The sequence below is a fragment of the Brevibacillus fluminis genome (assembly GCF_003710825.1).
Classification (GTDB): Bacteria; Bacillota; Bacilli; order Brevibacillales; family Brevibacillaceae; genus Brevibacillus_D; species Brevibacillus_D fluminis.
Genome location: NZ_RHHQ01000031.1, coordinates 1 through 26,992, shown reverse-complemented (window position 1 = coordinate 26,992; position 26,992 = coordinate 1). Strand labels below are relative to the sequence as shown.

Here is a 26,992-nt window from a genome sequence, read left to right as displayed (position 1 = left end):
GGGGTTTCTCGACAATCTGAGCCAACCATGGTTGGCGATTATTTTATCAGGACAAATGGGACATACACGTTTCTTTCCAAAATGGCGCCGAAAAAATGGTTCATATTAAGAGGAAATTGGGTACCACAAATAACCGATTTTATCCATTTGTTCGTAAAATTCGGAATTTTACACAGAGCGAAAATTGCTTATTTTGAGGAAAAGGAACGCACACACGAAAAACCCTTGATCGCAAGGGTTTTTACTTGTTTGCTACTGAGCCATTTTCCTTAGGATTTCATTAGCTGGTTTCGATCCGTCGTAAGAGGTGGTTGTTCGAGCCATTTTCGTTCAACCATAATATCATACGTATCTTTGGCGTAAACCATCACATCAGTGATGATTTTGGTGTAGTGAGCGGTGAGATCGGCTCGCATCGTTACCGACAGGGCACGTGATATCAAGAGGATATCTACCGAGTTCAATACATTGATCATTGACATGATTAACTTATCGGAAAAGGGAGAAACAGTGGATGCTGTAACTTCCATGCTTACGGGTACCGTTCCGAGTAGCTCCTCATCCATCAGTAGACTGTTAAATAACTCTATTTGTTGTTCACTAATTTTTTTGCCTCTGAGAATTACATTTTTCAATGTTTTATCTTCCATTACCTGTGCAAACCCGAGCATGAGAATAACCGAAAAGTAGTTACGCTCAATATTGAAGAATATTTCGGATAACTCTAAGGCATTGAGAGGTCGTTTCATGCCAATGATCCCGTCTAGGAAAGAGACTTTCTGGACGTACTCGATTTTATTAGGGTAGTTCATTTTCGGCGGACGGTCATAAATGCCTTTCTCCAGCATCATTCGCACTGCTTTACCGAACATCTCGGTTGACGTATGCATGCATTCATTGAAAAAATCTAGCACATCGAGTCGAGCGTTATTGGAAGCAGTAAATGCGTAGTTAATCATTCCCAACCGATTCATCATGTAGATGAAACTCAAGGTAAACGTGTCGTGTAAAAGCGGAGGTGCAGCTAAATTCACATCACCTTCTGAAAACCCTGCTGGTATAGGGAAATTTTCAGCAAGAAAAAATTGTTTGATTTTCTCTATTCGTTCTTGCGATATTTTCAGCGCCTCTTCCGCCAACGGAACAATCTGCCCATCCTGAAGATGATGCAGTAAGTAGGTAAGGAAACAGACCGCCATGCCTTCTTGGAAATAAATCCCCCAAAGTCCCCCGATTTCCGTACAGCTAAATTCGATATTTGTTGGCTTTACCTGAGGTTTCTGAAATGACATATACTCCCTCCACTACACTTTGCTCTCTTCAAGATGTAGTATCTTGGTTGTTTCATTTATTATTCACATCGATTTTAAGCATATCCATCTTAATAAAAAGACATACTAATCTTGCGTGGTATTTATCAAACTAGGGGCAGACTATGGATAATTTTAGAGATCAATTTCGTAACAGACGTTACATAGCTCACGTCAGCATATTTGGAACAACGCAACTGCATAAGCGTAATCCAGTTACTTTAGCATGCTGGTCAATGGCTTTTCCTGGCTTTGGACATTTGCTCTTAAATAAATATTTGCGTGGTTATGCTCTGATTCTGTGGGAGATGTTTATTAACCAGAAAATACACTTAAATTTGGCTATGATTTATACATTTAACGGTCAATTCCAGGAAGCCAGAGATGTATTGGATCCTAAATTCATGTCACTTTATATCCCTGTTTACTTATTTGCAATTTATGATAGTTATCGAACGGCTGTTGATATGAACAAAATTTATCTTCTGGCACAAAGGGAAAAAGGACGCTTTAATACGTTTAGCATCGGAGCTTTAGAAATCAATTACCTCGATAAACGTAAACCATGGCTAGCTGTTGTTTGGTCTATGGGAATCCCCAGCGTTGGCCAACTGTACCTACATCGCATTATTTTGGCTATATTTATTTTATTAAGTACGATTGTAATCGTATGGCAATCAAATCTAGTCCTAGCGTTACACTATTTAATCTTAGGAGATGTGACCACCTCCTCATCGGTCATCGATAAGCAATGGTTAATGTATTTCCCCTCTTATTATTTCTTTACCATTTATGATGCCTATACGAATACCGTAGAAAATAACAAACTGTTCGATTATGCGCAAAGACAATACTTGATAGAAAATTACCAACCAGTGGGGCATCACATCACAATTGGAGATAAATAACGATGCAAATTTTTGCTACATTTGAGTATTCAACATTTATTGAAATAGCCATTACAGAACTTGAGGAAAAGGGAATAACAGCCATTTACGCAGTACCGCTTGATTTGCGTAAAAAAGAACCGAGACTTCTTGATAATATCCATCGAGCTGATGGACTGACATTTATTGATAAAGGTATGGTTTTTGCCTTTCTGCTTGGTACCATCGGTGCTAGTAAAGGGTTCGTGTGGCAAGGAGGGCCAATTATCTGGGGAATTGCCGGTGCAATCTTAGGCTTTCTTATAGGAGTTTCCTTGAATTGGTTCATTTACCTTTTGAAACGAAACAAAAAGCAACTTCAACTTAAAAAAGGAAAAAAGGGAGAAGTCATACTAATTGTTACGTGTGAGGACAATCTGGCATCAGCAGTAGAAGATATACTCTGGGACCATAAAGCTCTTGGTTTGGCTAGAACTAGATAAGAAACCAGGCCAGACACGCTCCATAATACGATTTCACACCATGATTACAACCAAGACGCAAAAAGAGCCTGCCATCGGAATGGCAGACCGTGATTGTTTTTACTTTACCCGATAGTCAGTATTGTTTTGTGTCCAAACGACGTTAGGATTGTCTACAGCTGTGTTGCCGTCGCCGTAGCGAAAATAACCGTCAACTTCTTGAAGCTAACCTCGAATTGCTGGCGATCCATTGCCACTGCCCCGGCAGCCATATCCCAAGTTCCGCTTGCAGCTTCCCCCAATGATTTACCGGCGTATTTCGTCGCCCTTTCCACACCATTTCCAATGTCTTTGGTGAAAGTGCCGGTTGAGGTACTGCCTGTGACGGTTTCGGTAATTTTCCCGACTACTTGGACCGAACCGCCGAGCACCAAACCGGCAACGTCGCCCGCAACGAAAATACAGCCGATCTTTTGTAACGCAACCCCTTGACTTAGAGACAGCTCTAAGGTGTAAGCTAGGTCCAAGTCGACGGCAAAAGGAGCTCCAACACATGAATATAAAAGAAGCTGCGGAAAGAACCGGACTTTCTGCGCACACGATACGTTTTTATGAACGAAGTGGCTTATTTCCCAAAATCAAGCGGACGGCAGGCGGGGTCAGAATTTTTAGCGAAGCGGACATTCAGTTTCTGCTCTTTCTGACCGCACTCAAGAAAACAGGATTGTCACTGGAGAGCATGGCAGCCTTTACCCAAGATGGGTGCATTCTCCAGCGTTTGGAGGCGGGGAACATGCCGCAGGAGCCGGTGAGGCAGCGGTTGACGATCTTGAAAAGCCATCAACAAGCATTGCTCGAACAGCAGCGCGAAATCGCTGCATTGATAGAATTGGTCGGTCAAAAGATCGATTACTACGAAGCGTATTTGCAAGACGATGACGAAAGAGAGACGGTACACGATGAAGATGGAAACGAGCATCTATGCAAGAGGACTTGAAACGATGAATCAGGTCGTCGGGGAAGCGGGAGCGCGCACTCGCGATCATTTGCGGGCGATCTTGCCTGATTTTGAGCGGATGCTGGTCGAATTCCCGTTCGGCACGGTCTACAGTCGCCCCGGATTGGATTTGAAAACGCGTGAGATCGCGACGGTTGCTGCTTTGACAGCGCTCGGCTATGCGATTCCGCAGCTGAAAGTCCACATTTATGGCGCGAGACGGGTTGGCTGTACGGAGGAAGAGATCAAGGAGATTATGATGCAAATGGCGATTTACGCGGGTTTTCCTGCTGCCTTGAACGGGTTAGCGGCAGCAGCGGACGTGTTTGCGGAGGAAAAGCGGGAGGAGGCACAAGCGACATGGTAACGACGCAAGGAACCATCACGTGGCTCGGCTTTGGCGGATGCCAGATCGAAACGCCGGGGGGCAAAACGATGTTGATTGACCCGTGGGTGAAAAACAATCCGGTGTGTCCGGAACAGGTTCGAACGATGGAGCATGCGGATTACATTTTACTAACCCACGCGCATCGCGATCATGCAGAAGACGCTGTTTGGCTTGCGGAGAAAACGGGAGCAACCGTCGTGGCGGGATGGGAGCTGGCGTTTCTGCTCCAGAAAAAAGGCCTCTCTGCCGTACTGCCGATCAACAAGGGAGGTACGCGGAAGCTGGGCGAAATCGCGGTTACTGCCGTTCATGCTGATCATTCCGGGGCGTATGTGGATGGCGATCAGATCGTCTATGGCGGCGAACCCATGGGCTTTGTCATTACCTTTGAAAACGGCTATACCATCTATCATGCTGGGGATACGAATGTTTTTGGTGATATGGCCTTGATCGCGGAGCTGTACGAGCCGAAGCTGGCCTTGCTACCAATCGGGGATGTGTATACGATGTCTCCTCGCGAGGCGGCCAAGGCGGTGCGCCTGCTCAATGTGGAGCGTGTCATGCCAACTCATTTCGGCGTGCTTGATTTCTTGACCGGCCGTCCAAGCGAGCTAGCGCAGCTTCTCGCTGATCTGCCGGAAGTCACGGTCCATGACGTAGAGCCGGGAGGGGCCCTTTCATTGTAAGAGGGTGTGCATGGATAGTAGGGAAGTTGCTAGTAATGTTGGGCTACTGTTCGATTTATCAAATGCTTCAACTCCTCATAAGAGGTCAAGGCGCAAGCTCGGTGTCTTTCCGGCAGAGCGTACCTCCAATCAGCTTGAAGTGGATGGGTGCGCCTTTCTAAGTGCCATCGCAAACACCTCCGATTCCCTCCGATCCGAAACAGGTTTGGTTCATTCGAAAGCAACGGGTTTATCTAGGTTGTCCAAACGCCGAAGTGGGGAAAGATGGGCAATTCTCATTAATTTTCCGGTTTTGAACCCAAATATGCGTAAAATATGATATTATCCAAGAATCGCATACTTGGGAGGAAGCTATGAGACAATTCGTATCCTTGGTCGGAATCGTCGCGTTCCTCTTGATCGGTTGTTCGAAAGAGAGCGACGTTCCGCCAGCACAGTCAGCTACAGCAGCGATCCAGCAGGATCAAACAATGCCAGCTCCTGTCGAGGAGAAGAAAAGCGTCGAATTTGTTGCCAGCCGTCTTTTGGAAATTTCCAGACTGTATTTTGCCATGTTGGGGAAGGCGCAGGATGAGGATCTGACATTTGAAGAGTTCCGGAATAAACTACATAACATCATGACAGATTCCTTTATCGATCAGGAGAACTTGCAGCAATTTTACACGGCTGGCAATGGCTTGACCGAATTGTTTTTGTTTCATTATGATAAAGGCGCCTTTGATGCGCGAACGGCGATTTTGGAACAAAACGCTGAACGGATTAAGGTGAAAACCATGTGGTTCGCCAATGAACTGAACAGCGGCTATTATGAAATCAGCACACTTGTGAAAAGCGGAGATCGCTGGATTTTAGACGCCAAAGAATCTGAGCCCATCCCCGAACGCGGTTTTGAGCTGACACCAGAAGAGGCAACGGTTTATATGAAAAGCTCTCCGTACTTTGATAAGCCGGTTGCATCTATCAAGTTTGTCGGGACCAAAACGTTGGAAAGCTCCTCGGTATATGGCCAATTTTATGAGTTCAACTGTGACGGGACCACCTACTACATCTCCCCGGTGGATGGATATATATTGGGCGCCAACATGGAGCGTTTTTAAGCGGATCGTAACTAGACAGAAAAAACCTTGATTGATCAAGGTTTTTTTCTTGTTTTATGACGACTGAGCGCCTGCAATTGGAGCGATTCCTGCCAAACTTTCTCCGGTAAAGCAATAACGTGGAGGACTGATCGTCGTAATCACGCCGGTGAACGGTGCGAGCAGAGGAGTGTCGTTCCATGTCCCTAGAGCAGTCCCTCGCTCGCAAATGATGCCTGGTTCTACGGCAGGAAGGAACAAGCCCGGTTCTTGGGCGACTACCGTTGTAATTTCGTCATAAAACGTGACGGGGTGGCCGGGGACGGAGGCAGAAAGCACACCCAAGTGATGCAGGTAGCGAATGACGGCGCGACTGCATTCCTCGGCAGCTGCGACATCGATCGTTCCCCCTGGCTGACCTGCTGGCAACTCGATGATTAGCGCCTTTTGTCCTGCATGGCACGATTCCACGAACAGCTGACCGCGTGTCCCGCTCGATTGGATGATGATGGGAAGCGCGAGGGCTTCCGCTAATTCGCGCAATTCAGGAAATTCTTTGTACAAGGCTAGCGTGTAGGTAGCACCACCGTTACCAACGCAATGCAGATCGACGATATAATCGACGTCGCGGGTTTCTTGCCACAAGGCATGGGCGAGCTGATGCGTAGGACCGCCGTCCGGGCTGCCAGGGAATATCCTGTTCATATCGATATGATCGAAAGGGGAAAACCGGGTGCGGTTGCGAAATGAAGGCGGGTTGCAGACCGGTATGACCTTGACGTACCCATTGACCGTCAAGTCGCCTAGCTCCTTCATCAACAGATTGGCAGTGTGGATGGCAGTCTGTTCATCACCGTGGATCGCTGCGGTGATAGCAACGCGAGGCCCTTGTTTATTTCCATACTCGTATACGGTAAAACGGGTCAAATCCTGTTCAAAACGCACTTCACGCATGTGGGCAAAATCCTCCTTTTTATGTAGACAAGTACAAATTCAGCAATGTGGGCCAGATTTCCTGTTGATGGAAGGGCGGAGTGTTTTTGAAACGTAATTCATTCAGAAAATTAGAAAAAAAGTATATATTAGCATGGATGATTATGGTATAAATTAAAAGGAGTGTTTAGTTCTTTTTGACGAAAATAAGAAGTATATAATTCTTTCGGTTGGTCTTGATACATGTTTTTTAGGAAAACAAGAAAGCGATTGGCAAACGAAACCGAGCGAAAAAGGAGGCAAGTGACATGAGTGTAACCAAGCGGCTCGTGACAGCAGAAGACCTTTACCAGTTTCAATGGCCGAGCAGACCGACTCTCTCACCAAATGGCAATCATGTTATCTATGAAAAAACGATCGTGCGGGAACGGGAAGACGATTATGAGACACAGCTGTTTCTAGCAGATGTCGATGGAAAGGGAAGCCGTGTGCTAACGACTTCAGGCAACACCAATCGGGGACCTGTCTGGGCTCCCGACAGCAATGAAATCGCTTTCGTATCGGATCGGGAGTATGGTACGCAAGCGTGGCTGCTTTCGCTTGCAGGCGGCGAGGCAGTACGATTGACGCGCTTTCGGTATGGCATTCACTCCCTTTTTTGGTCGCCGGATGGACAATATTTGTACGGGCTTGTACTGGTTGCCAGCGGTAGAGAAGTCGAATTGATCGACTCCGGTCTGTCGAGCAAAGCCTGGCAGGAAGAACTTGAGCGAGAGAACCGTACGTGGGCCAATGGGCCGAAGCGGTATGACTGGTCGTACTACAAGTTGGACGGAAGCGGTCTGCAAAAAGGATTGCAGCCGCAGCTGGTGGCAATTCATCTGGCATCAGGAGATTGGCGTCAGTTGACGCGCGGATCGTATGCGGTGTGTGAACCAGCGATTTCTCCTGACGGCGCATACGTTGCCTTTACCGCCAATCGTGATCGAGACGGGGTGTCACTCTACGGCGGACAAATTTTCCGGGTATCGACGTCAGGTGGCGAGCCGGAGCTCCTTTTTAATAGGACAGAGGCACAACTTCCAACCTACTCACCTGATGGCAAATGGATTGCTTTTTTTGCAGACATTGAGCATAAAGCGCTGTATCGAATGGGATCGGATGGGGGCGAGGTAATCTCTTTATCTGCGGCGTACCCGTTTTCGTTCGGCGATGCCACGTTCACGGATATGCGTTATATTCGATACCCGTTGGCGCCGCAATGGTCGCATGACAGCAGTGCGGTGTACGCCTTGAGCACAAGGGCGGGTCGCAATGAAGTCGTCCGGTTTGCAACAAGCAACGATGGCTCTGCTCCCAAGGTTGTGGTCGACGGGGACCGCACCATTTTTCATTTTTCCTACGACGGGGACAATCGGCTTGCGTTGGCTTACTCGACGGCTACACATCCCGGTATGATTGCCGTTACAAGCGGAGACGGAGAGGAAGTACGACTTGACGATTGCAACGATGAGCTGATGGCACAGCTGGTTGTAGCCCAGCCGGAGGAATTCTCCTATACCTCGGAAGATGGCTGGGGCATTCAAGGCTTTTTGCTTAAGCCTACCCAAATGGAGCCCGGTCAAAAGTATCCGGTCCTTTTGGATATTCATGGCGGACCGCATTCGATGTTTGGCTATGCGTATTTTCATCAGATGCAGCTGTTTGCGGCAAACGGTTTCGCAGTCGTGTATCTTAATCCGCGTGGTAGCTCTGGGTTTGGTAAGCCGTTTTTTGAAGCGGTACATGGCGATTATGGAGGCAAGGATCATCTCGACCTGCAGAACGGGCTGGCGGAAGCGATCCGGCGCTATCCATTCCTTGACGAGCGTCGAATCGCGGTAAACGGAATCAGCTACGGCGGGTTTATGGTGAACTGGCTATTAACGAAAACCGACGCGTTTTTCGCCGCTGTGTCGGAAGGCTGCATCTCGAACTGGATCTCCATGTTTGGCACGAGCGACATATGTCCAGCGTTCATGGAGCAGGAATTCGCTGGACAGACAGACGTCGAAACGCTGTGGAGACACTCGCCGCTTGCGCATGTGAGCCGAGTCAAGACGCCTCTTTTGTTGATCCATGCCGAACAAGACTTGCGCTGCCCGATGGAACAGGCTGAGCAATTTTATACCCACATCAAAAGGCAGGGCGGGGACGTGGAGTTTTTGCGTATCCCGAATGCAAGCCATGGTCTGCTGCAGATTGGTAAGCCTGCCCTGCGAGTGGCCCGCTTGCAAGCGATGGTCGGCTTCATCGCAGAGCGGTTGCCGCAACGATGAGCAGTGTTGCATACAGGAATTCATGATACGTACGAACAGGAGCGATGACAAATGTCACTGATCATTGATGGTCACTTTGATTTGCTGATGGATGTGTCCATCCAGCGTGAACGCGGGAAGCGGAAGGTGATCGAAACGGATTTTTTGCCTGACTTCCAGGCAGGCGGCGTAGGCGCAGTTGTCGCCGCGCTCTTTGTGGACAGTAGCTTTTTGCCGGAAATGGGTCTGCGCAAGGCGCTACAGCAGGTAAGTGCTCTCCATGCAGAAGCGGCGGAATCGCCGGACAAGATCATGGTGTGCAAAAATGTAGACGATTTGCTCACTGCCCAACAAGCGGGCAAAGTTGGCTTTGTCCTTTCCCTAGAAGGGGCTGAGCCGCTGTACAACGATTTGTCCATGCTGCGAGTTTTTTATGAGCTTGGGATCCGTTTTCTCGGCCTGACATGGAGCAGGCGCAATTTTGTGGGGGACGGCAGCCATTTTACACCGGTTCGGGAAGGACGTCCGAGCGGCATTACGGATTTTGGGGTGCAGCTGATTGAAGCGGCAGAGGAGCTCGGGATCATCATTGACGTCAGCCACTTAAATGACGAAGGTTTTTGGGATGTGATCACGTTTGCGAAAAAACCGATTATCGCCTCGCATTCGAATTGCCGTTCGCTGGTCTCGTCCATGCGCAACCTGACGGACGAACAAATCAAGGCGATTGCCGCTACAGGCGGCGTCATCGGCATGAATGCTGTGAATTTCTTCGTTTCGGAGCAAGATGAAACCGCGGATGTCGAGCATTTGGTGAACCATATCGATCATATCGCCAAGCTGGTGGGAGTTGAGCATGTCGGCTTAGGGCTTGATATCACGGATGAATTCATGAAATACGTATCGGCAGAGAGCATCGCCACAATGCCGCGGAAGCCTTTTGATGTGGTAAAACGACATGCGAGCGTGCCAGACATCGTTCGAGTGCTGGAAAAACGGGGCTATCGCGAGGCTGCGATCGAACAAATTATGGGGCAAAATTTCCTGCGGGTATATCGGGATGTGTGGGGGAACTGACGGCAGGACGGATGACAGATACAGGTGAGTTGACCGATTGGGAATCAGCGCGGCGCTGGTTCCATTTTTTTATACAACAACAGAAGCACTGTCAAAAAGCTTGGCGTAGTATCTTGACAGATTGCGGCAGAAACTCAATAGTAAAAAGGAATCATCTTGTGCGTTACAGGAGGGAAAGGATAAGCATATGCAGCAATCTTCCACCTTTGAAGGACTCGTTAAAGAAAAATTCAACGGGCTGTCAGCCGCCCAAAAGAAAGTGGCTGCCCATTTGCTGCAGCATTTGGATCAGGCAGCCTTCAATACGGTTGTCCAAATCGCCCGCGAGGCAGAGGTCAGCGAAACCACTGTGATTCGATTGTCGTACGCGCTCGGGTTCAGCGGCTTTACCGAGATGCAGGCCAGAATCCAGCAACAAATCGTGCTAGGGGCAAGCTCGGCTAACGTCAACCGACTGCAAAAAACACAATCGTCCGACGAAGAACAATTATTCCGACACGCGATGGAGAATGAAATCGCCGTCATGCAGCATAACCTCGCGCAGCTTAACGAAGCACAGCTGTGGCACACGGTTGAGCTGTTGAGCGAGGCAGACCATGTGCTCGTCATCGGCCATCGCGGGTCCCATTCGACAGCCAACTGGTTGGCGTTTACGCTCGGGATGATGCGGGAAAATGTACATTTGTGCCCCGCAGGTGGAAATGCGCTGGAAAAGCTCACATGGATGAGTGAAAAATCGGTAGCCGTCGTCATTTCTTTCCCCCGATACTCGAAGGACTCCTACAAGATCGCAGAGGCGGCCAAAATGTTGGGGAGCAGACTGATCGCGATCACCGATCGTCTGCTTTCGCCGGTCAGCCGAATCAGCGACATCACATTGGTCACAGAACTGAATGTCGACGGTGATACAGCCAATAGTTCAATGTCGGCCGTGCAAACGATGCTGCATTTGCTCTGCCTCGGCATCGGTGCTCGCAATCGGGAAGCGCTGCAAGCACGCCAAGAACGTATGGAGCAAATTTACAGCAGTCAAGATGTGTTTATCGAGTAGCAAGGAAGCTTGACCTGAATTGTTATTTTTCGATGCGCCCAAAAAAACAGCCGCTTCCAGTAAGCGGCTGTTCTCCGTTCCTCGCAATCCTTTATTTGCTCACTTCCAGCAGCACTTTACCTAAGCTTTGTCTGCTCTCGACCAGTTGGTGAGCTTGGGCCGCTTCATCAAGCGGAAGCACACGACCGATCTTCATTGTAAGACGACCATCGGCCAAAAATGGCAGGACGTGATCGGCCGCACTTTTTAGCAGATGTGGACGTTGTTTTCGCGTCGTGCCCAAGCTGAAACCAAGGACGGAGCGGCAGCTCGCATGCAAATCCTTCGTTTTGATCTGCCCCACTTCGCCGCCTGCGTTGCCAAAGTGCACCAACCGACCGTAATGGGCGAGGCAGTCGATGCTTTGCTCGGTAACCCAGCCCGAGATCGAGTCGAGAATCACGTCGGCGCCTCGACCGTCTGTCAGCTCATTGACTTGACTGGCAAACGATCCGTCCTGATAGCAAATGACGTGATCAGCTCCCGCTTCCAAGGCGGTGGCAATCTTTTGCTCACTGCCGACAGTGCCGATCACTTTACCGGCACCAAGCAGCTTGGCCAACTGGATTGCGGTTGTGCCTACGCCGCCAGCAGCCGCATGAATCAGGACGGTTTCACCAGCTTCCAGCCGCCCGACATCCGCCAATAGCTTGTACGAGGTGAACGATACGATCGGGCACGCAGCCGCTGTGGCGAAATCGACTTCGTCCGGCAGTGGAAATGTGAGTGCCTCATCTGCTGCTATATACTCCGAGTAGGAGCCAGCCTTAGAAAAGGCAATCACCCGTTGGCCGACCTGCAGATGCTCTACGTCACGACCAACCTCTTCGATGACGCCAGCAGCATCCAGTCCCGGGATAAAGGGCGGCTTGCTTGCGCCGTGGTAATTTCCATACCGTGATTTGATATCAGCAAAATTGACGCTAGTCGCAACGACTCGAATCAATACTTGATTCGTGGCGACCACCGGCAAATCGACAGCCATGACTTTCATAACCTCAGGACCACCAAAATCTGTGACAACGACTGCTTTCATCTTGTGCGCCTCCCATACAAGCGATACTTGCAACCATTGCTAATTTCGCCGTTTGACAAAAAAATCCTTTGATCAATCAAACCTCCTTGAAACTCGGAACTTAGTAAGCGGACTATACTGTAAGTGCGAACGGGAATAGACGAACTGCAATGGCTAGAGGTACAATAGGGAAAAAATGGTTGAATGGGTGAATGGACATGACGGAGCAACCACAAACGATTTTGGCGATTTCAGGAAGCTTGCGGGCCCGCTCGTCTAATACGGCCGTTTTGCGCGCAGCAGGCAAAGCGGTGCCAGGGCACATCAAATTTGTACCGTATGAAGACTTAGGAGAGCTGCCTCACTTTAACCCTGACATCGATGACGACGAGCATGAAGCAGCGTCTGTCAAAAATCTGCGTGCACAGATCGCATCTGCCAAGGGCGTATTGTTTTGTACACCGGAGTATGCGAATGGCGTGCCAGGCTCTTTGAAAAACGCGTTGGATTGGATCGTTTCCTCCGGTGAATTCAATGCCAAACCGGTTACGGTGATCAGCGTTTCGACTTTTCCGACGGGTGGAGAAAAAGCGCTTGAATCGATATTGCTTACGCTCGGGATGTTAGGGGCACAGGTAGGCGAGGCGGGCTCGCTTAAAATCCCTGTGATCAGCAAGAAGCTGGGGGAAGCAGGAGAAGTGACGGATGAGGCCACCTTGCAAGCAATTCGTCAGCTGATGGAGAATCTCATACAACGAATGAACGCGTAGTATCTGTAATCGCGCGCAATCAGGACATATGGAACGGTTTTGTGAAAATGAAAACAGGATGATCCTTAGCAATGGGGATCATCCTGTTTTCGCATGATACATTCAGCTGTTTACGCGCGAACGACGCTTTCGAACTTGCCTTTGTGAGCTCCATTGCAGAATGGCTTGTTTGTAGACAAGCCGCATCGACAGAGATACATTTGCGCTTTTCCCTCGAGCTTGTTTCCTTCGCCATCCAGCAAAGTCGTCTCACCTGTTACGAGCAGCGGCCCATTGTCCAGCACTTTGATTTCGGACATGATAGTCACCTCCTGACTATTCCTATGCTTTCCAGAACGGGCTGATTCTAAAGAAAAAATACCAAGAAAAAAGCACGCCAACGGGCGCGCAAAGGGATGTGGCATGGGATATTACTCAGGGAGAGGGATGGGGAGCTCCATTCGGCGGCTTCCATCTTTTGCGCTTGATTCAAATAGAATCAGCATCAGTGTGGAATTCGGCGTGGCTTTTTTGACGGTCAGCGTGAAACTAAAATCGCCCCATTCCGGTGCACCGGCAGATGTGGTTGCAGACCCTTTCGCCAGCTCGTTATGTCCATCTTCAACGGAATAATTCAACACGGCTTCAAACACTTTCGCTTTCCCTTTCACTTCAAACGTATCAGCTTTCATCTTTTTGACCGTCACGTCTTTGAAAATGTCGTTGTGATATGCTGTAGCCTCCGGTTTTTCAGGAGCGCTATTTGCTGGCTGCTGCGGTGCTGGCGTCTCAGGTGTAGTCGTTGCCGGTATAGATGGCGTTTCTGCCGGTTTTTCCGGCTGGGTAGGGGCAACCGGCTGCGATTGTTCTTGCGAAGGAGCGCAGCCTTGAAGTAGAACGCCGATCAAAAGAAGGGTGACAAAAAGCTTTTTCATGATGTACCTCCCGTTTCGAATAATCGTTGTTGGTTATGAGACGGACGCATTCTTTGGTTTGTTACGAATTTTTTTGCGGAAATGGCTGGATGCGGAAAGAAGGAGGCAAAAAGATGAAGCGTTTTTTGATCGGACAATACGGCGGTTTCAATGCCCAAAAACAGCAACGAGATTTTCGCGACGGATTTTGGGGTGTGGAAGCCTGTATGTTTCAATCTGATGAGGATGCAAGGCTTCTCGCGGAAGAAGCGGAGCGCGGGGGTTTTTCGCTCGGGGTGCATTATCCGTTTCGCCAGCGGGATCGCGGGTTTCGGCGCGACGCACTTTTCCTGTCCTTCGATCTTCACGTGCGGAATGCAGCGATTGCCCAGATTGAGCAGGAGCTTGCGGAGCTATCGATGATAAAGCCGCGATATGTATTATTTCATTACCCCAAGCCGGTGATTTTAGACGATCGGGTTAACTGGGAGCAGTGGCGTTTTGCCGATCCTTCCGAATTCATCAGCGAACGGACGATGAGCGCGTCTGCATTTCAGCACAGGACGGAGCAGTTATTCCGATGGTTGACCGAAAAAGGGCGGCACTACCAGTTTACACCCGTGCTGGAATTTGATGCATTGAATCGATACATTTACGAGGATCGCTTTTTAGAGGAAATGCTGACGGTGTACCCATCGATTCGGCTATGTTTGGATACGGGCCGATTGTTCATGCAGGAGCTGATCGATCCGTATTTTCAAGCTGTGCCTGTTTTACAGCGCTATGCGAAATACTCGTACTTAGTCCATTTGTGGACGGTAAACCGGTTTGATCCGATCGGCAGCTATCACCACCCCGTTTTGCCGAGCTGCGATCCAGATGCAGGTTGGGCACCGATTGAACGATTCATGCGCATCATCCATGAAGAAAATCCACAGGTGCATGTGCTGTTCGAGCATCGGTCGGATCGGATCACCGATCGAGAGCTGGATGATTGCTATGCGTGGTGCGACAGTTTGTTGTCCTGATAAGCGCGATCGATGGTATCAGCGGAAATCGTGCCAGGTAAAATCAACACTCAAAATACCTACGGGCCGCTCGCGGACTTGCCGATCCGTTTTTGTTGCGAGCTGTGGCATCCGAAAGCAAATCATTTCTTTATAATAGCCGAACATGCGGCACACATCAGGCCGAACAGCATGAATGCCGCAGCGGTCGTTGTTCACGTCATAAAACAGGCAAGTGCCGAAAAATCGCTGCTGGTTCGCAAGCTCCATACGCTTTTTTTGTGGCATGGCTTTTATACTTTTTTTAATTTTTTTCAATTCAGTTTCGGTCACAGGAACAGGTCCGCAGCAGAGACCTCTGCATCCCTCGCAAGGTAATTGTTCCATTTTGGTTTCCTCCCGCCTCGTGCGTGTTCTAGTCGAAATATGTCTATCATAAAAAGAAGATGGATTTTTGTAAATAGAAAAATTATTAATAATACCACAATTATTAAATTTTGTCAACTATTTATTTTGTAAAACTGTTCTTATGATTGTCACATCTGGTAGAAATACTTTTTCATTCGCTTCAAATGGGCAAGTCTACTCTCTAACAGACAAGCATAAGATGAAACACTACCTCCTCTCAAACCTCTCGCTTGCGAGCGGTTTTTTTTCTGTGTAAGCTTGTAGGGGATCAAGACAACCATGATGAGGAGAAGATTGTATGATTGGAAGAAAACGAGCCTTGGCTGCGGCCGCGTATGCGGGCGTATTTTTGTTGCTGGCTGCGTGCGGTAGTCCCGTTGCCCCTCAGACGCCGCCTGCATCTGCCAAACAGACCGATGCGCCAGCTGCACAGGCTGAGCAAGTGGGCGAAACGAATCGGATCAAAGCGCCCGTCGTAAAAGTGATCGATGGCGACACGATCAAGGTGAAGCTCAATGGCAAGGAAGAAACGGTTCGCTTTCTACTGGTTGACACGCCTGAAACCCATCACCCGAAGCTCGGCGAGCAGCCTTTCGGAAAGGAAGCGAGCGACTTCACGAAAGCGCTCCTGACGGATAAAACTGTAGAGCTCGAGCAGGATGTATCCCCGGGACCCGACAAATACGGCCGTTATCTCTATTACATCTATATCGATGGCAAGTCGGTGCAAGAGATGCTGCTCGAAAAAGGACTTGCCCGCGTCGCTTACATTTACGTGCCGAATGTGAAGTATGTCGATCAGTACCGTGCCATCCAGGAAAAAGCGCAGCAAGCAGGAGTCGGCATCTGGTCGGTCGAAAACTATGCCCGTGAAGACGGGTATCATCCCGAGTCGGTTGGCGAGGCGAAGAAGCAGGACACGAAAGAAACGAAAAATGCCAACGTGACGAGTCCGTCAAAACAGGCGGTTCCCCCGTCGGGGACGAAACAAACGTCGGTCTATTATGCAAGCTGCAAGGAAGCCCGTGCGGCCGGAGCAGCTCCGTTACATAAAGGGGAGCCTGGCTATCGCCCTGAAATGGACGGCGACAAAGACGGGATTGCCTGCGAATAACACTTGAATAGGAAGAGGAGAGACGAGAATGGAAACGATTTATTGTTTGGTGCCGGAAACATATTGGGAGGGCTATGCGGATAAAGGGGAATATGTTTCACGTACCTATGAAGCGGAAGGATTTATCCATGCGACGAAAGGCGATGAGCTTTTGGTGAAGGTAGCCAACCGTGTCTACCCTGCGTTTGCCGAAGGACTGCTCGTTTTGGAAATAGATGAGAGCAAAATCAAAGCGAAGCTGTTGTATGAAGAGGCTTCCGATGGACTGATGTATCCGCACATTTATGGTCCGCTCAACACGGATGCGATCGTCGCAGTGCGAAGAATGACGCGTGAAACAGGTTCTTGGCAGCTTGGCGAGCGTTTATAACCACATTTTTCTTGTACAACCGAATATCGACCGCTACAATGAAACCTAACGACATACGAACTCGTTTTGGTGATGGCGCATGCCATTGAAAAGGGAAAGTGGTGCAAATCCACTGCAGTCCCCGCTACTGTGAGCACGGACGTTTTTTTCGACGAAAAGGTCACTGGCAAAAGATGCCGGGAAGACGGAGGAAAACGGAGAATGTGCAAGCCAGGAGACCTGCCAAACGAATCGATTTCGCCACTTTTGCGGGTATGGACAAAAGGGGGAGGCACGTAACGGTTGCAATGCCCTCTTTTCACATGTGGAAAAGAGGGCTTTTTTCGATGAAAGGGTGCCCCGCCATCCGTCTCGATAACATACGATTGCAGTAGCACCGTGTTGCCTCATGAAAAAAGGAGAGAAGATGATGAGTAGTATCGCAGTTCGTTCAAGAAAGTCCGTTGTATGGGCACTTGTGGCAGGTTTAGTCCTGACCGCAGGAATTGCAGCAAAGCCGGTTCAGGTACAAGCCGCATCAGACGAGCAGAAAAAAGTATCGACAGCGATGAAAAAGGCGGTCAACTATTATTACAAGCGCGATCGTTCGTACAAGTTCGACGGTTTTGACTGGGAGCTAGTGTCGCTCAAGGAAGCGGGGGAGAAACTGACCAACCGCAAATGGCAGACGAAGCAAAACCAGTCGGCAATCGATGCGATCGTGCCGGCAGCGCTCAAGGCAAAAGGAGCCGGGGAAATCGCCAAATATGCGATTGCACTGATGAAGAATGGATATGACCCAACAAATGTAAACGGTGTCAACCTGCTCCAGGAGATCGCCGACCTGCAGGAGAAATCCGGGAAAATGGGTGACGATACATATACAATCGCCAATCATGTCTATTCCATGATCGCGCTGGAAATGTACGATTTCAAGTATGACCGCGATGCAGCGGTTGCCTTTTTGCTGGATCATTATGACGATTACGAAAATGACAAAAACAAAAGCAAATTCGATGAGCTTGGGTTTGCTTTGAGCGCGCTGCCACTCGTGGACGATGAGGCCGGAGTGAAGCAGGCGGAGAAAGAGATTATCACGGAGCTGAAAGCCGGACAGGACAAAAAAGACGGATCGTACTACGACGGTTTTGCTGGCGGCAGTCCGGATACAACGAGCCAGGTGCTGATCGGCCTGTCTGCTGCGGGTGAGGATGTGCTCGAAGGCCAATGGGTCAAGTCCGTCGACTATTTGCTCACCAAACAGGTGAAAAACGGCGGTTTTGAAGCGTCATGGACGCCAGGTGAAGCGAATCCGTACACAACCAAATTCGCTCTGCTCGCACTTGCCACGGCGAATAACGGCGACAGCGCCTACCAGCGTCTGTCCGACCAGGACAAAGAAGCGTTGAAAGCGTATGTGACAACCATCGATTTGAGCGGCCAAGTGGAAGTGTATGCAGGCCTGGAAAACCTGCAAAAGGGTACACAAACGAAGCCTTCTGGAAATGCATTCACCGTCAATGCCGGACAAGTGTTGATACGCACCAACGTAGCCGATGTGGCGAAAGAAGGGAAGCCGGTAGCTGTTCTCGTGCAAGTGCAAAAAGACAAAAAAGTGGTGCAGCTGGTGACGGTTGAGGCGGACGGAGCGGCTAAGCAGTTGACTGCAGGATTCAGCTTGGACAAAGGTACGTATACGGTACAGCTCAACTATTGGTACGGCTTGTCCACCAAACCTGAAACGGCGAAAGATCCGGTCACGTTCCAACTCGTGGTGAAATAGATGAGAAACAGAATATGGAGATTAGCATGGTCCAGCATGTTGGCAGCCCTTCTTTGTCTCGGCGCAGGCATACCAACGCAAGCGGTGTTCGCTCAAGCAGCGGAGGCAGCCATTTCGGCCATGCAAACATCGGATACCATCGCGGTCAGCGGACATACAAGCAGTGATGATGCCCGTCCGGTCCCCTTGCTCATTACCGATTCCCAGGGCCAAATCATATATGCGCAAGAGGTGGCAGGTGGCGGCAAATCATTTTCGTTTGAGCTTGGCGCTCCAGACTGGACCGCGACCGGTACGGCACACGCAACTTTGTATTCGGCCCAACAAGCGACGGCTTCCTTCTCGATCGTGGAAGCGAAGCCGCCGATAAAAACGAAGCTGGAGATCGTAACGAGCATCACTGGCGTAGACAAAGAAGTCATTTTGGCGCAAAAAACGGTCCACATGAAAGATGGAGCAAGCGCATACGATCTGCTCAAATACATCTGTGGCGAGAACGATATTCCGTATGAAATCGTTGATGCGGATGGTGACGGACATGATGTCTATGTCAAAAGCATCAATGATCTCGCCGAGTTTGACAAAGGCGCCGGGAGCGGTTGGATTTACCTCGTCAACGGCGAGCAACCGCCCATGCCGATTGACCGCTACAAGCTGGACAACAAAGACATCGTAACGTTTGTGTACACGACGGATTTTGGCAATTCCGAGGGCGGCAGCACAACGGCGGGCGAATTGACCTCGCTGTATCGTACATCGGCCAATGCTGAGCTAGATAAAGCGATGTCTCAAATCGGTTTTTCGACAAAGCCCGAAGAGCTTGTAGACATTATCGACAATTTATTGATTTCTTTAGCGGAGTATCCAGCTGAAAAGCAAAAAACGTATGTACGCGATGTGGCTTTGGTTTTGCAAGCTGCATACGAAAAAGCCGGCATGGTGAAAAAAGACGATCTGCAAACAAAGCCTGTCGGCGATACGCTTGCCGAGGAGCTTACGGATCGTATGGCAAAAGATTTGTTTGCCGATCAGCGGGACGTTAAGGAGAGGCTAACGGATCGAATGGCCAATTGGACGCTGTACAAAGGCCTGCTCAATGAGCTAAAGCCAACTCTCGTCATCCCGATGAGCGATAAAAAAAATTATCATACATGGCAGTTGAGCATAGCGCCGAATGCGTGGCAAACGGTCCGCAAAGAGAACGCCAGAATCAGCGTGATGAAACCGGGCTGGCGTACGGATCTCGTACCTTCTAGTGATGGAGGCGAGGAAGGAAAACAGCTGTTGTTCATTGCCAAACGGTATGACGACAATGTGCAGACGTCACAGCTAAGCACGCTTTCGAGCGACATTATCCCGCTTTCGGATTTGTACCGGGTGAGCTTGAACCCAAGTGCAGCTGCCACAATCGAGATGAGATGGGAGAAGAATACGGCGGTTGATAGCGAATCGATCCCGGTGCTCTTTTCTCGCGAGAAGGATACCAATCCGTGGACTGTGCAGCCGATCTTGGTGAAAAACGAACCGCAAGATGTGACAGCAAAGCTGCGTGCGGGTGGTGAGTTGTTTTTCGCATCAGTTCCTCTGGCTTCCTTTGACGATGTGGTGAAGCTGCCAGCCAGCTATCAATGGGCAAAGGAAGCCATCGGGAAACTGGCTACTATCGGAGTGATTCATGGACGCAGCGAAACGCAATTTGACTGGCATGCGTTGTTGAAACGTTCGGAGGCGCTGGCGCTCGTTAGTCGAGTTATGCAGGACGGTCATACAGCGAACTTGCCAGCTTCTTTTGGAGCGCTGGATCAGCCGATCAGCCGAGCGGAGTTTGCGTATGCATTGGCGCAGGCTGCTGGGGAAAGCAAGGTAGGCAATGAGGCAGCTCCAAACCCGATTCGCGATCAAGCGTCCATCCCGAGTTGGGCGCAATCATCCATCACAGCGGTGGTCGAACGCGGATGGATGAAAGGGCGGACAGATGGCCGCTTTGACCCGCTTGCTCCTCTGACGCGTGCGGAAGCTGCGGCTGCTCTCTATCGCATGCTGCAGGAGTAAAGCAAGGAAAGAACGAAAGTAGGTGGCGAATTCGCTGCCTACTTTTCCCGTTTTCGTGCGCAAATCGCTGATGGGAGCACGCCATTTCTAAACAAAAGAAAGGGGAATGTCACGATGAACATGGCAGCAAAGATCATGCGTGCAAGCTTAGCAGGCGTGATGGTGGCATCGCTCGCATGGATGCCGCTGGCAGAAGCAACTTCAAGCAGGGTCGAGCAGGCTGCGGCAAAAGCGGTGCAGGCCGTCGCCCATACATACAAAAGCAAAGGAACGGCGGCGATCGATGATTGGACGTTAATCGCATTGTCACTTTTGGGGGAGGATGTGCAAACCTCTGAGTGGGGCGGTTCGATCCGCTGGCAAACCGAGCTGCACAACCGTTTGGAATCGCTCGATTTGCGTAAAACCACGGACTATGCCCGTTTTGCGATGGCGGTAACCGCCTCAGGTGAGGATCCTTCCCAATTCGGGGGCGTAAATCTGATCGCACGTATCCAAAACGTCCAGCTAGCCAACGGCAAGTTTGCTGACAGCATGGATGGCACCGGACAAAGCCTGATCAATGCCCATGTCTGGAGCATCATCGCACTGTATGCGGCAGGGGAGCAAATCCCGCGCGCCAAGCAGGCGAAAGCATGGCTCGTGTCCAAACAACTTCCGGACGGCGGATTCCAATTTGCTACCGAGGGCAAGACAGGCGGCATCGACATGACGGCAATGACACTGATTGCTTTCAAGGCATTGGGGATGAGCAAAGAGGAACAGCCTGTGAAAAAAGCGCTCGCTTTTTTGCGTACACAGCAAAAAGACGGCGGGGGCTATGCCGATGGCGGGGTGGCCAATGCCGAATCCGTCGCAACGGTCATCTCCGCTTTGATCGCGTGGGGCGAAAATCCGGAGAGCTGGAAAAAAGGAACAGGCAGTACGGTCGATAATCTGCTTTCGTACCAAAAGGCAGATGGCACGTTCAGCCATACAAAAGGCGGTCCTGCCAATCAAATCGCCAGCGCGCAGGCGATGCTCGGCATCTCGGATGTCAAACGCAGCGGGCCGTACTTGGTCAAGCTGCGCGAGTCGGCGGGTCAACGAAAAGTCGAGCATTTGTACGATTTGGACCGTTCTCACTGGGCATTTCACGAAATTAGCTATTTGGTGAAAAATGGCTATATGCAAGGAGTGACGTCGACCAAGATGAGTCCGGACCAGAAGGTGACGCGCTCGCAGTTCGCAGTCTTGTTGCTGCGAGCGATCGGTGAGGGTCCGGTCGCACAGCCGCAGGGCAAATTCGCGGATGTACCGCAGGCAGGATGGGCGGCACCGTACGTCGAAAAAGCGGCGGCACTTGGTTTGATGCAGGGAAGCGGCTCCTTATTCCGTCCGGACCAAGGCATCACCCAGGAAGAAATGGCGTCGATTGCAGCACGCATCGCGACCAAATACAAATGGACGAAAACATATAACGGCGCTGGTACGGTACCAGTCGATTGGGCACGTGTGAGCGGCTGGGCGGTGCAGGACGTCAAAGTGTTGCAAAAACAAAAGCTGCTGGGTGCGACAGCATCCAAGCAATTCGTACCAAAAGCAGCGGTGACGCGGGCTGAGGCTGCAGCGCTTTTGTACCGTTTGCTCGCAGTCAGGTAAGGAGTGGAAAGGATGAAACGGAAAGAATGGTTGCTGCTCATCCTGGTGGTGGTTGTGCTGGGTGCAGCGGCAGCGGGAATGATGTGGTACCGCGCGGCGCATGCACCGCAAAACACGCCGGCGGCAGCACAGAAAACGGAACCGGAGCTGCCGCCTGGCACGCCATCTGCCACATTGGTGATCACCCGCGATTACGGCGGAGAGCAGCTGATGAAACGGGCCGTTCCCATTTCGCAAGGCGACACGGTCATGGACGTACTAAAACGCGAGGGCGGCGATGTCAAAACGACGTATAACGGCAGCTTCGTCGAGTCGATCAACGGACTTGCATCCGCGTATAAAGCCGGCGACAGCAAGAGCAAGCCGATCGACTGGTTTTTTTATGTGAACGGGGTCATGTCTGACATCGGTGCAGGCGAATATCCGGTCCGAACGGGCGATGTCATCACCTGGGACTACCACCGGTGGGCATTCGATACGAGCGCACCTGCGCTCATCGGGGTGTACCCGCAGCCTTTTGTGCAGCACGATGAAGAAACGAATAAGGCGATTGCACTTGCAGTCATGTATGCGCCAGGGCTGCAAGAGCAGGCGGATCAGCTCGCAAAAGCACTCTCTACCGCGCGCCAAACGGAAACGAAAGCCGTCGCGTGGAACGAGCAGCTTTTCGCTGAAGGACAGCCGCTTATTGTGCTTGGCGATTCCAAGGCGTACGCTGATTCTGCCTTCTATCAAAAGCTGTGGGAGCAAAAAGCGATGTACGGCCTTTTCGCTCATTTCACCAAAAACGGCATCGAAGCGACTGACATCAGCGGTAACGTAGTCATAACCGATGTCAAACCTGACGCAGGTGCCATCGTCGCGACTGTCCATCCGGAAACGAGAAAGCCTCTCTGGTTTGTCGGGGGCAATTCGTCGGATGCGATAGCGCGCATTGTGCATACGATTGCATCAGGGCAGACAGCCGATACGCCTTGGACCAATTCGTTTGGTCTTTTGCAGGACGGCCAGGAAACGTTGCGGCTTCCGCTGGGAGGAACCCCATGAATGTAGCCATGCTCACATTGGTTTTGCTCCTTTCACTTTCAGCGATCTTGCTCCTTTTGTTTGAGAAGTCACGGATGGACGAAAAGGTGATCGCGGTGACCGCCACGCTTGGCGCAGTCGCAGCCATTGCGCGCATTCCGTTTTCCGTTATCCCGAATGTACAGCCGACGACCTTTTTGGTGATGCTCACCGGTTATGTGTTTGGTCTTCGGGTCGGATTTTTGACCGGGGTCATCGCCGCGGTTTTGTCCAACATGTACCTTGGGCAAGGGCCATGGACGATTTGGCAAATGTTTGCGTGGGGATTGTCGGGCGTATCCGGAGGCCTGCTCAGTCGCTTTTTTGAAAGTAAGAAAAGCCGCGGTGCAGGCCAATTGCTTGCGACGCGCGGAAGACGGTTCCTTTTTATCGCAGTCTGTACGATCTGGGGATTTTTGTTCGATTGGATCATGAATTTTTGGATGTTCCTCGGGCTTGGCTTCTTAAGCTGGCAAAGCTTTGTCGCGCTTAATGTGAAAAGTCTCGCGTTCGATATCGCCCATTCGGTTGGCAATTTCATATTTGCTAGCATGTTCGCCGCAGCCTTTGCGAAAATTTTCGTGCGTTATCACCAAAAACTGATCGTAACCCGCCTGTTTTCCAAGGAGGGGAGCGGGTGAGCGCACAAATTCCGCCGATACGTTGGCAACAGCTTCATCCAGGCGCCATCGCCTTCTTTCTCTTTGTCCAAGGCATTTTGACTTTTGTGTGGGAGCATCCGTTCATGCTGATCGGACAGCTGCTGTTTTTACTCGGCTGGGCTTGGCGTGAGCGGGTTCTGCCTGCTATTATGCCGCTGTTTCGGATGCTTCTTGTGATGGCGCCGTTCTTTTTGCTCGTTAACGCCTTGTTTTCGACGAACGGGGTCACATTTTTGTGGAAAGGTCCGGTCGTCCCGTTGATCGGACGGCTCGATTTCACACTCGAGGAGCTTGCGTACTCGTGCATGGGGCTGGTTCGGCTGGCGATTTTGCTGACCCTTTCCGGGATGTTTCAGCAGTTTGTCGACCATGACCGTTTTTTGCTGCTGTTCGCCAAAGTGGCGCCTCGCTTTGTGCTCACTGCCGCACTGGCTATTCGAATGTTTCCCTTTCTTCTGGCTGAGTTTTCTCGAATAAAAGAAACGGCGTACCTGAGGGGGATTCGCCCACGCGGCAAGGGTAAACGGGCGCAAATCCGCTTTTACCTGTTTTTACTGCGCCCGTTGCTGTACTCGGCGCTGGAGGGCTCGTGGCAGTCGGCGGAAACACTGTATGCGCGCGGCTTTGGCAGCGGACCGCGCAGCTCATACCGAACAAAAAAGATTGCCTCGCATGAAGTACTCGGATTGATTTTCACAGGGATCGTGTTCGCTTTTGCGCTTTTCGGCAAATGGTTGGATTTTGGCCGGATCGACTATTACCCGCGCTTTTCGTTTCATGACCTGCCCGGGGATGCCTTGTTTGCGCTGCTGATGGTCGGAAGCTGGCTTGTCCCGCTCTACGTGCTAGGAAGGAGGGAGACAACATGAGCATTAGCCTATCGATTGAACAACTTTCATACCGTTATCCGCAAGCGGAAACGATGTCGCTTACCGATAGTAACGTGTCAGTCAACCAAGGGGAATTCGTGCTTTTGCTGGGAGCAAGCGGGAGCGGCAAATCGACGTTTCTACGCGCGATCAACGGCTTGGTGCCGCGCTTTTACGGTGGAAGCATCGCTGGACAGATCAAGTTGAACGGTCAGCCGTTAGAAGCGTTATCGCAGCGCGATCTTGTCCGCCGTACCGGTTTTTTGCAGCAAGATCCGGAGCGTCAGCTGATTTTGCAGACGGTGGAGCGGGAGCTCGTATTCGGCCTGGAAAACTTGGCGTTCCCGCAAGCTGAGATGAACAGCCGTCTCGCCGAAATGAGCCAGCTGTTCGGCTTGAATGAGCAAATTGGTAAAAAAACAGCTGAGCTTAGCGGCGGGGAAAAACAGCGCATCGCACTTGCAAGCACGTTGGCACCTTATCCCGGCCTGCTTTTACTCGATGAGCCGACGTCCCAGCTCGATCCGGTGCACGCGGAAGATGTGCTGCAGACGGTCAGGCGTTTGAATGAGGAATGGGGACTGACGGTTTTGATCAGTGAGCATCGGATTGAGCGATGTTTCCATCTGGCCGACCGGATCTTGCTGTTTGAAGCGGGGCGGATCGCGTTCAACGGAACGCCGGACGAATTCGTAAAGGCCACGCTTGCACACGCAAAATGGCAGCTGTTTTTGCCGCCGGTCACCCGCCATCTGATCGAGTTTGGCATGGAAGGCAACCTGCCGCTTACGGTCAAAGCGGCGCGTGCTTTCGTTGCAAACGCGACGGATCATTTCGGCCATCATGTCGTGAGCTCAAATCCACAGCAAACGGACGAAAAGCAGCGTGTTCTTTACAAAGTCCAACGAATAAAAGCGGGCTATCCGGATCAGGAGTCAGTCCTTTCCGATCTATCACTTACAATTCATAGCGGCGATCGAATCGCGCTGCTCGGGGAAAACGGCGCCGGTAAATCAACGTTGGCCAAGCTAATGTGCGGAGCGATCGAAAAGCGCGCAGGCGAGATGAGCTGGGAGCAACGCCCGATTGGACAGGGCTTTTGGGAAGATTCTTGGAAACGGATCGGTTATTTGTCACAAAATCCAAATGATTATTTCCTGCACGATACCGTCGAGGGGGAGATCGATTTCACCTTGGCACAGCTTTCCCTGACAAGTGAGGAACGGGAACGACAAAAAACGGAGCTGCTCAATCGTTTAGGGCTGTTTGACTATCGCAATCGCCATCCACATGATTTGAGCGGAGGAGAAAAACAGCGGCTGGCGCTTGCGCTGGTGGTACCTGCGCGCCCTACGTTCCTCATTCTGGATGAGCCGACTCGTGGACTTGATGCAGAGCAAAAAAGAACGCTCATCGAGCTGCTGACCGAGCTGGAAATCCCGGCTGTGATGATCATCACGCATGATGTGGAATTCGCCGCGCAGTTTGCGAATCGCGTCCTCGTTTTGCACCGCGGCAAACTGGTTGCAGATGACGCTCCCGAGCATGTGTTCCGCCGTTCGTTTGCCTACATGCCGCAAGTGTACAAACTGTATCGATCTGCAAATGGCGATACATAATTCCAGTTGCTTCCGCACAAGCTATGCGGGTATGGAACAAATGAAACTGGGAGGTCATACGAATGGCAAAGCCTGATGATCGTTCTGACAATGCGGAAAAATTGACAGAGATGAAGCACAACGCGGAGGAGAACATTCGCGAGACGAAAGCGTACTTAAATGAGTTCGGCGATGAGATTTCCGCTGAGGAGAAAGCGGATCTCGAGGCGAAAAATGCACGTCGTGAAGAGAGCATTCAAGGCTTCACGGAAGAAATCGCGGACGAAACAAGCCAAAGCACCGCTGAATAGGTGCGACATAAAACACCTGCCCGATTTTGCGATCGTGAAGTGACCCCAAAAAGTTAGACTCGTATTTTTTAAGCAGCATGTAAGGCTTGAGTTCGGTATTGCACTGGACTTAAGCCTTTTAATTTTATCTTGATTCGTTGGTTGTTATAGTAGTCGATGTATTTGGCTAACTCTTGTTTAAAATGTTCAACGTTCTCAAACTCTTGCATATATAAAAACTCTGATTTTAGGATACCAAAGAAATTTTCAATCA

General features: G+C 50.5%; 29 protein-coding genes and 1 riboswitch. Of the genes, 21 read left to right on the top strand and 8 right to left on the bottom strand.

All coding sequences use genetic code 11. From position 1 onward, the window contains the following. Nucleotides 1-269: 269 nt before the first annotated feature. A complete protein-coding gene (locus tag EDM56_RS30370) occupies nt 270-1,292 on the bottom strand; it encodes a DUF3231 family protein (RefSeq protein ID WP_122921677.1) in 1,023 nt (340 codons plus the stop codon). A 143-nt stretch (nt 1,293-1,435) separates the two neighbouring features. Between EDM56_RS30370 and EDM56_RS30365 the strand changes: the two genes are divergently transcribed. Both EDM56_RS30365 and EDM56_RS30360 read left to right on the top strand, forming a co-directional pair. Beyond that, the gene (locus tag EDM56_RS30365; protein WP_122921676.1) at nt 1,436-2,218 is read left to right on the top strand and encodes a hypothetical protein; all 783 of its coding nucleotides are present in this window, start codon (nt 1,436-1,438) and stop codon (nt 2,216-2,218) included. A 2-nt stretch (nt 2,219-2,220) separates the two neighbouring features. Continuing rightward, the gene (locus tag EDM56_RS30360; RefSeq protein WP_122921675.1) at nt 2,221-2,679 is read left to right on the top strand and encodes a hypothetical protein; all 459 of its coding nucleotides are present in this window, start codon (nt 2,221-2,223) and stop codon (nt 2,677-2,679) included. A gap of 152 nt (nt 2,680-2,831) precedes the next feature. Here EDM56_RS30360 and EDM56_RS30355 read toward each other — a convergent pair whose 3' ends face one another. Beyond that, the gene (locus EDM56_RS30355; RefSeq protein ID WP_122921674.1) at nt 2,832-3,185 is read right to left on the bottom strand and encodes a hypothetical protein; all 354 of its coding nucleotides are present in this window, start codon (nt 3,183-3,185) and stop codon (nt 2,832-2,834) included. Nucleotides 3,186-3,211: 26 nt separating this feature from the next. Between EDM56_RS30355 and EDM56_RS30350 the strand changes: the two genes are divergently transcribed. From EDM56_RS30350 to EDM56_RS30335, 4 genes are all read left to right on the top strand, one after another. Continuing rightward, nucleotides 3,212-3,655 (top strand): MerR family transcriptional regulator, encoded by a 444-nt coding sequence (locus tag EDM56_RS30350; protein ID WP_122921673.1) that lies wholly within the window; start codon nt 3,212-3,214, stop codon nt 3,653-3,655. Next, on the top strand, nt 3,618-4,022 hold the full coding sequence (locus tag EDM56_RS30345; protein WP_246009592.1) for a carboxymuconolactone decarboxylase family protein: 405 nt from the start codon (nt 3,618-3,620) through the stop codon (nt 4,020-4,022). Before EDM56_RS30350 ends, EDM56_RS30345 begins: the two co-directional genes overlap by 38 nt. Further along, on the top strand, nt 4,016-4,729 hold the full coding sequence (locus tag EDM56_RS30340; RefSeq protein WP_122921672.1) for a metal-dependent hydrolase: 714 nt from the start codon (nt 4,016-4,018) through the stop codon (nt 4,727-4,729). The genes EDM56_RS30345 and EDM56_RS30340 overlap by 7 nt, the downstream gene beginning before the upstream one ends. A 353-nt stretch (nt 4,730-5,082) precedes the next feature. Then, entirely contained in the window at nt 5,083-5,826 is a 744-nt protein-coding gene (locus tag EDM56_RS30335) for a hypothetical protein (protein WP_122921671.1), read from the top strand. Nucleotides 5,827-5,880: 54 nt separating this feature from the next. Here the strand turns inward: EDM56_RS30335 and EDM56_RS30330 are convergent, their stop codons facing one another. After that, complete coding sequence (locus tag EDM56_RS30330; protein ID WP_122921670.1) at nt 5,881-6,759, bottom strand: succinylglutamate desuccinylase/aspartoacylase family protein; 879 nt, start codon at nt 6,757-6,759, stop codon at nt 5,881-5,883. A gap of 287 nt (nt 6,760-7,046) precedes the next feature. Between EDM56_RS30330 and EDM56_RS30325 the strand changes: the two genes are divergently transcribed. From EDM56_RS30325 to EDM56_RS30315, 3 genes are all read left to right on the top strand, one after another. Then, nucleotides 7,047-9,056, top strand: coding sequence for a S9 family peptidase (locus EDM56_RS30325; protein WP_122921669.1), 2,010 nt, complete (start codon nt 7,047-7,049; stop codon nt 9,054-9,056). A 51-nt stretch (nt 9,057-9,107) separates the two neighbouring features. After that, nucleotides 9,108-10,112 carry a dipeptidase gene (locus EDM56_RS30320; protein WP_122921668.1) on the top strand — a complete coding sequence of 335 codons (1,005 nt, stop codon included), beginning with the start codon at nt 9,108-9,110 and terminating at the stop codon, nt 10,110-10,112. A gap of 187 nt (nt 10,113-10,299) precedes the next feature. Then, on the top strand, nt 10,300-11,163 hold the full coding sequence (locus EDM56_RS30315; protein ID WP_122921667.1) for a MurR/RpiR family transcriptional regulator: 864 nt from the start codon (nt 10,300-10,302) through the stop codon (nt 11,161-11,163). A 91-nt stretch (nt 11,164-11,254) separates the two neighbouring features. Here EDM56_RS30315 and EDM56_RS30310 read toward each other — a convergent pair whose 3' ends face one another. Further along, nucleotides 11,255-12,238: a quinone oxidoreductase family protein gene (locus EDM56_RS30310; protein WP_122921666.1), complete on the bottom strand. Its 984-nt coding sequence runs from the start codon at nt 12,236-12,238 to the stop codon at nt 11,255-11,257. Nucleotides 12,239-12,435: 197 nt separating this feature from the next. On the opposite strand from EDM56_RS30310, the gene EDM56_RS30305 reads away from it, so the two are divergent. Further along, the gene (locus EDM56_RS30305) at nt 12,436-12,987 is read left to right on the top strand and encodes an NADPH-dependent FMN reductase (protein WP_122921665.1); all 552 of its coding nucleotides are present in this window, start codon (nt 12,436-12,438) and stop codon (nt 12,985-12,987) included. A gap of 110 nt (nt 12,988-13,097) precedes the next feature. Here the strand turns inward: EDM56_RS30305 and EDM56_RS30300 are convergent, their stop codons facing one another. Both EDM56_RS30300 and EDM56_RS30295 read right to left on the bottom strand, forming a co-directional pair. Next, complete coding sequence (locus tag EDM56_RS30300; RefSeq protein WP_122921664.1) at nt 13,098-13,286, bottom strand: CDGSH iron-sulfur domain-containing protein; 189 nt, start codon at nt 13,284-13,286, stop codon at nt 13,098-13,100. Nucleotides 13,287-13,397: 111 nt separating this feature from the next. After that, a complete protein-coding gene (locus EDM56_RS30295) occupies nt 13,398-13,901 on the bottom strand; it encodes a Gmad2 immunoglobulin-like domain-containing protein (protein ID WP_122921663.1) in 504 nt (167 codons plus the stop codon). Nucleotides 13,902-14,014: 113 nt separating this feature from the next. On the opposite strand from EDM56_RS30295, the gene EDM56_RS30290 reads away from it, so the two are divergent. Continuing rightward, entirely contained in the window at nt 14,015-14,908 is an 894-nt protein-coding gene (locus EDM56_RS30290) for a sugar phosphate isomerase/epimerase (protein ID WP_122921662.1), read from the top strand. A gap of 18 nt (nt 14,909-14,926) precedes the next feature. Here the strand turns inward: EDM56_RS30290 and EDM56_RS30285 are convergent, their stop codons facing one another. Then, entirely contained in the window at nt 14,927-15,274 is a 348-nt protein-coding gene (locus tag EDM56_RS30285) for a YkgJ family cysteine cluster protein (RefSeq protein ID WP_122921661.1), read from the bottom strand. A gap of 319 nt (nt 15,275-15,593) precedes the next feature. Here EDM56_RS30285 and EDM56_RS30280 point away from each other — a divergent pair, with 319 nt between their 5' ends. The 10 genes from EDM56_RS30280 to tlp all read left to right on the top strand — a co-directional run bounded on the left by EDM56_RS30280 (nt 15,594) and on the right by tlp (nt 26,739). Further along, nucleotides 15,594-16,409, top strand: coding sequence for a thermonuclease family protein (locus EDM56_RS30280; protein ID WP_122921660.1), 816 nt, complete (start codon nt 15,594-15,596; stop codon nt 16,407-16,409). 28 nt (nt 16,410-16,437) lie between these two features. Continuing rightward, nucleotides 16,438-16,779 carry a DUF952 domain-containing protein gene (locus tag EDM56_RS30275; protein WP_122921659.1) on the top strand — a complete coding sequence of 114 codons (342 nt, stop codon included), beginning with the start codon at nt 16,438-16,440 and terminating at the stop codon, nt 16,777-16,779. 50 nt (nt 16,780-16,829) lie between these two features. Then, nucleotides 16,830-17,020: riboswitch (cobalamin riboswitch) on the top strand. Between the two features lie 168 nt (nt 17,021-17,188). Continuing rightward, nucleotides 17,189-18,541, top strand: coding sequence for a prenyltransferase/squalene oxidase repeat-containing protein (locus EDM56_RS30270; RefSeq protein WP_122921658.1), 1,353 nt, complete (start codon nt 17,189-17,191; stop codon nt 18,539-18,541). After that, nucleotides 18,542-20,593: an S-layer homology domain-containing protein gene (locus EDM56_RS30265; protein WP_122921657.1), complete on the top strand. Its 2,052-nt coding sequence runs from the start codon at nt 18,542-18,544 to the stop codon at nt 20,591-20,593. Nucleotides 20,594-20,707: 114 nt separating this feature from the next. Further along, entirely contained in the window at nt 20,708-22,234 is a 1,527-nt protein-coding gene (locus tag EDM56_RS30260; protein ID WP_122921656.1) for an S-layer homology domain-containing protein, read from the top strand. A 12-nt stretch (nt 22,235-22,246) separates the two neighbouring features. Beyond that, nucleotides 22,247-23,281 carry a DUF4430 domain-containing protein gene (locus tag EDM56_RS30255; protein ID WP_122921655.1) on the top strand — a complete coding sequence of 345 codons (1,035 nt, stop codon included), beginning with the start codon at nt 22,247-22,249 and terminating at the stop codon, nt 23,279-23,281. Then, nucleotides 23,278-23,940, top strand: coding sequence for an ECF transporter S component (locus EDM56_RS30250; RefSeq protein WP_122921654.1), 663 nt, complete (start codon nt 23,278-23,280; stop codon nt 23,938-23,940). The genes EDM56_RS30255 and EDM56_RS30250 overlap by 4 nt, the downstream gene beginning before the upstream one ends. Beyond that, a complete protein-coding gene (locus EDM56_RS30245) occupies nt 23,937-24,830 on the top strand; it encodes an energy-coupling factor transporter transmembrane component T (RefSeq protein ID WP_122921653.1) in 894 nt (297 codons plus the stop codon). The genes EDM56_RS30250 and EDM56_RS30245 overlap by 4 nt, the downstream gene beginning before the upstream one ends. Next, the gene (locus tag EDM56_RS30240) at nt 24,827-26,449 is read left to right on the top strand and encodes an ABC transporter ATP-binding protein (RefSeq protein WP_122921652.1); all 1,623 of its coding nucleotides are present in this window, start codon (nt 24,827-24,829) and stop codon (nt 26,447-26,449) included. Before EDM56_RS30245 ends, EDM56_RS30240 begins: the two co-directional genes overlap by 4 nt. A gap of 62 nt (nt 26,450-26,511) precedes the next feature. After that, the gene (gene tlp, locus EDM56_RS30235) at nt 26,512-26,739 is read left to right on the top strand and encodes a small acid-soluble spore protein Tlp (RefSeq protein WP_122921651.1); all 228 of its coding nucleotides are present in this window, start codon (nt 26,512-26,514) and stop codon (nt 26,737-26,739) included. Nucleotides 26,740-26,807: 68 nt separating this feature from the next. Here tlp and EDM56_RS30230 read toward each other — a convergent pair. Next, nucleotides 26,808-26,992: IS3 family transposase (locus EDM56_RS30230; protein ID WP_148040434.1), on the bottom strand; the 185-nt coding region annotated here is incomplete at its 5' end.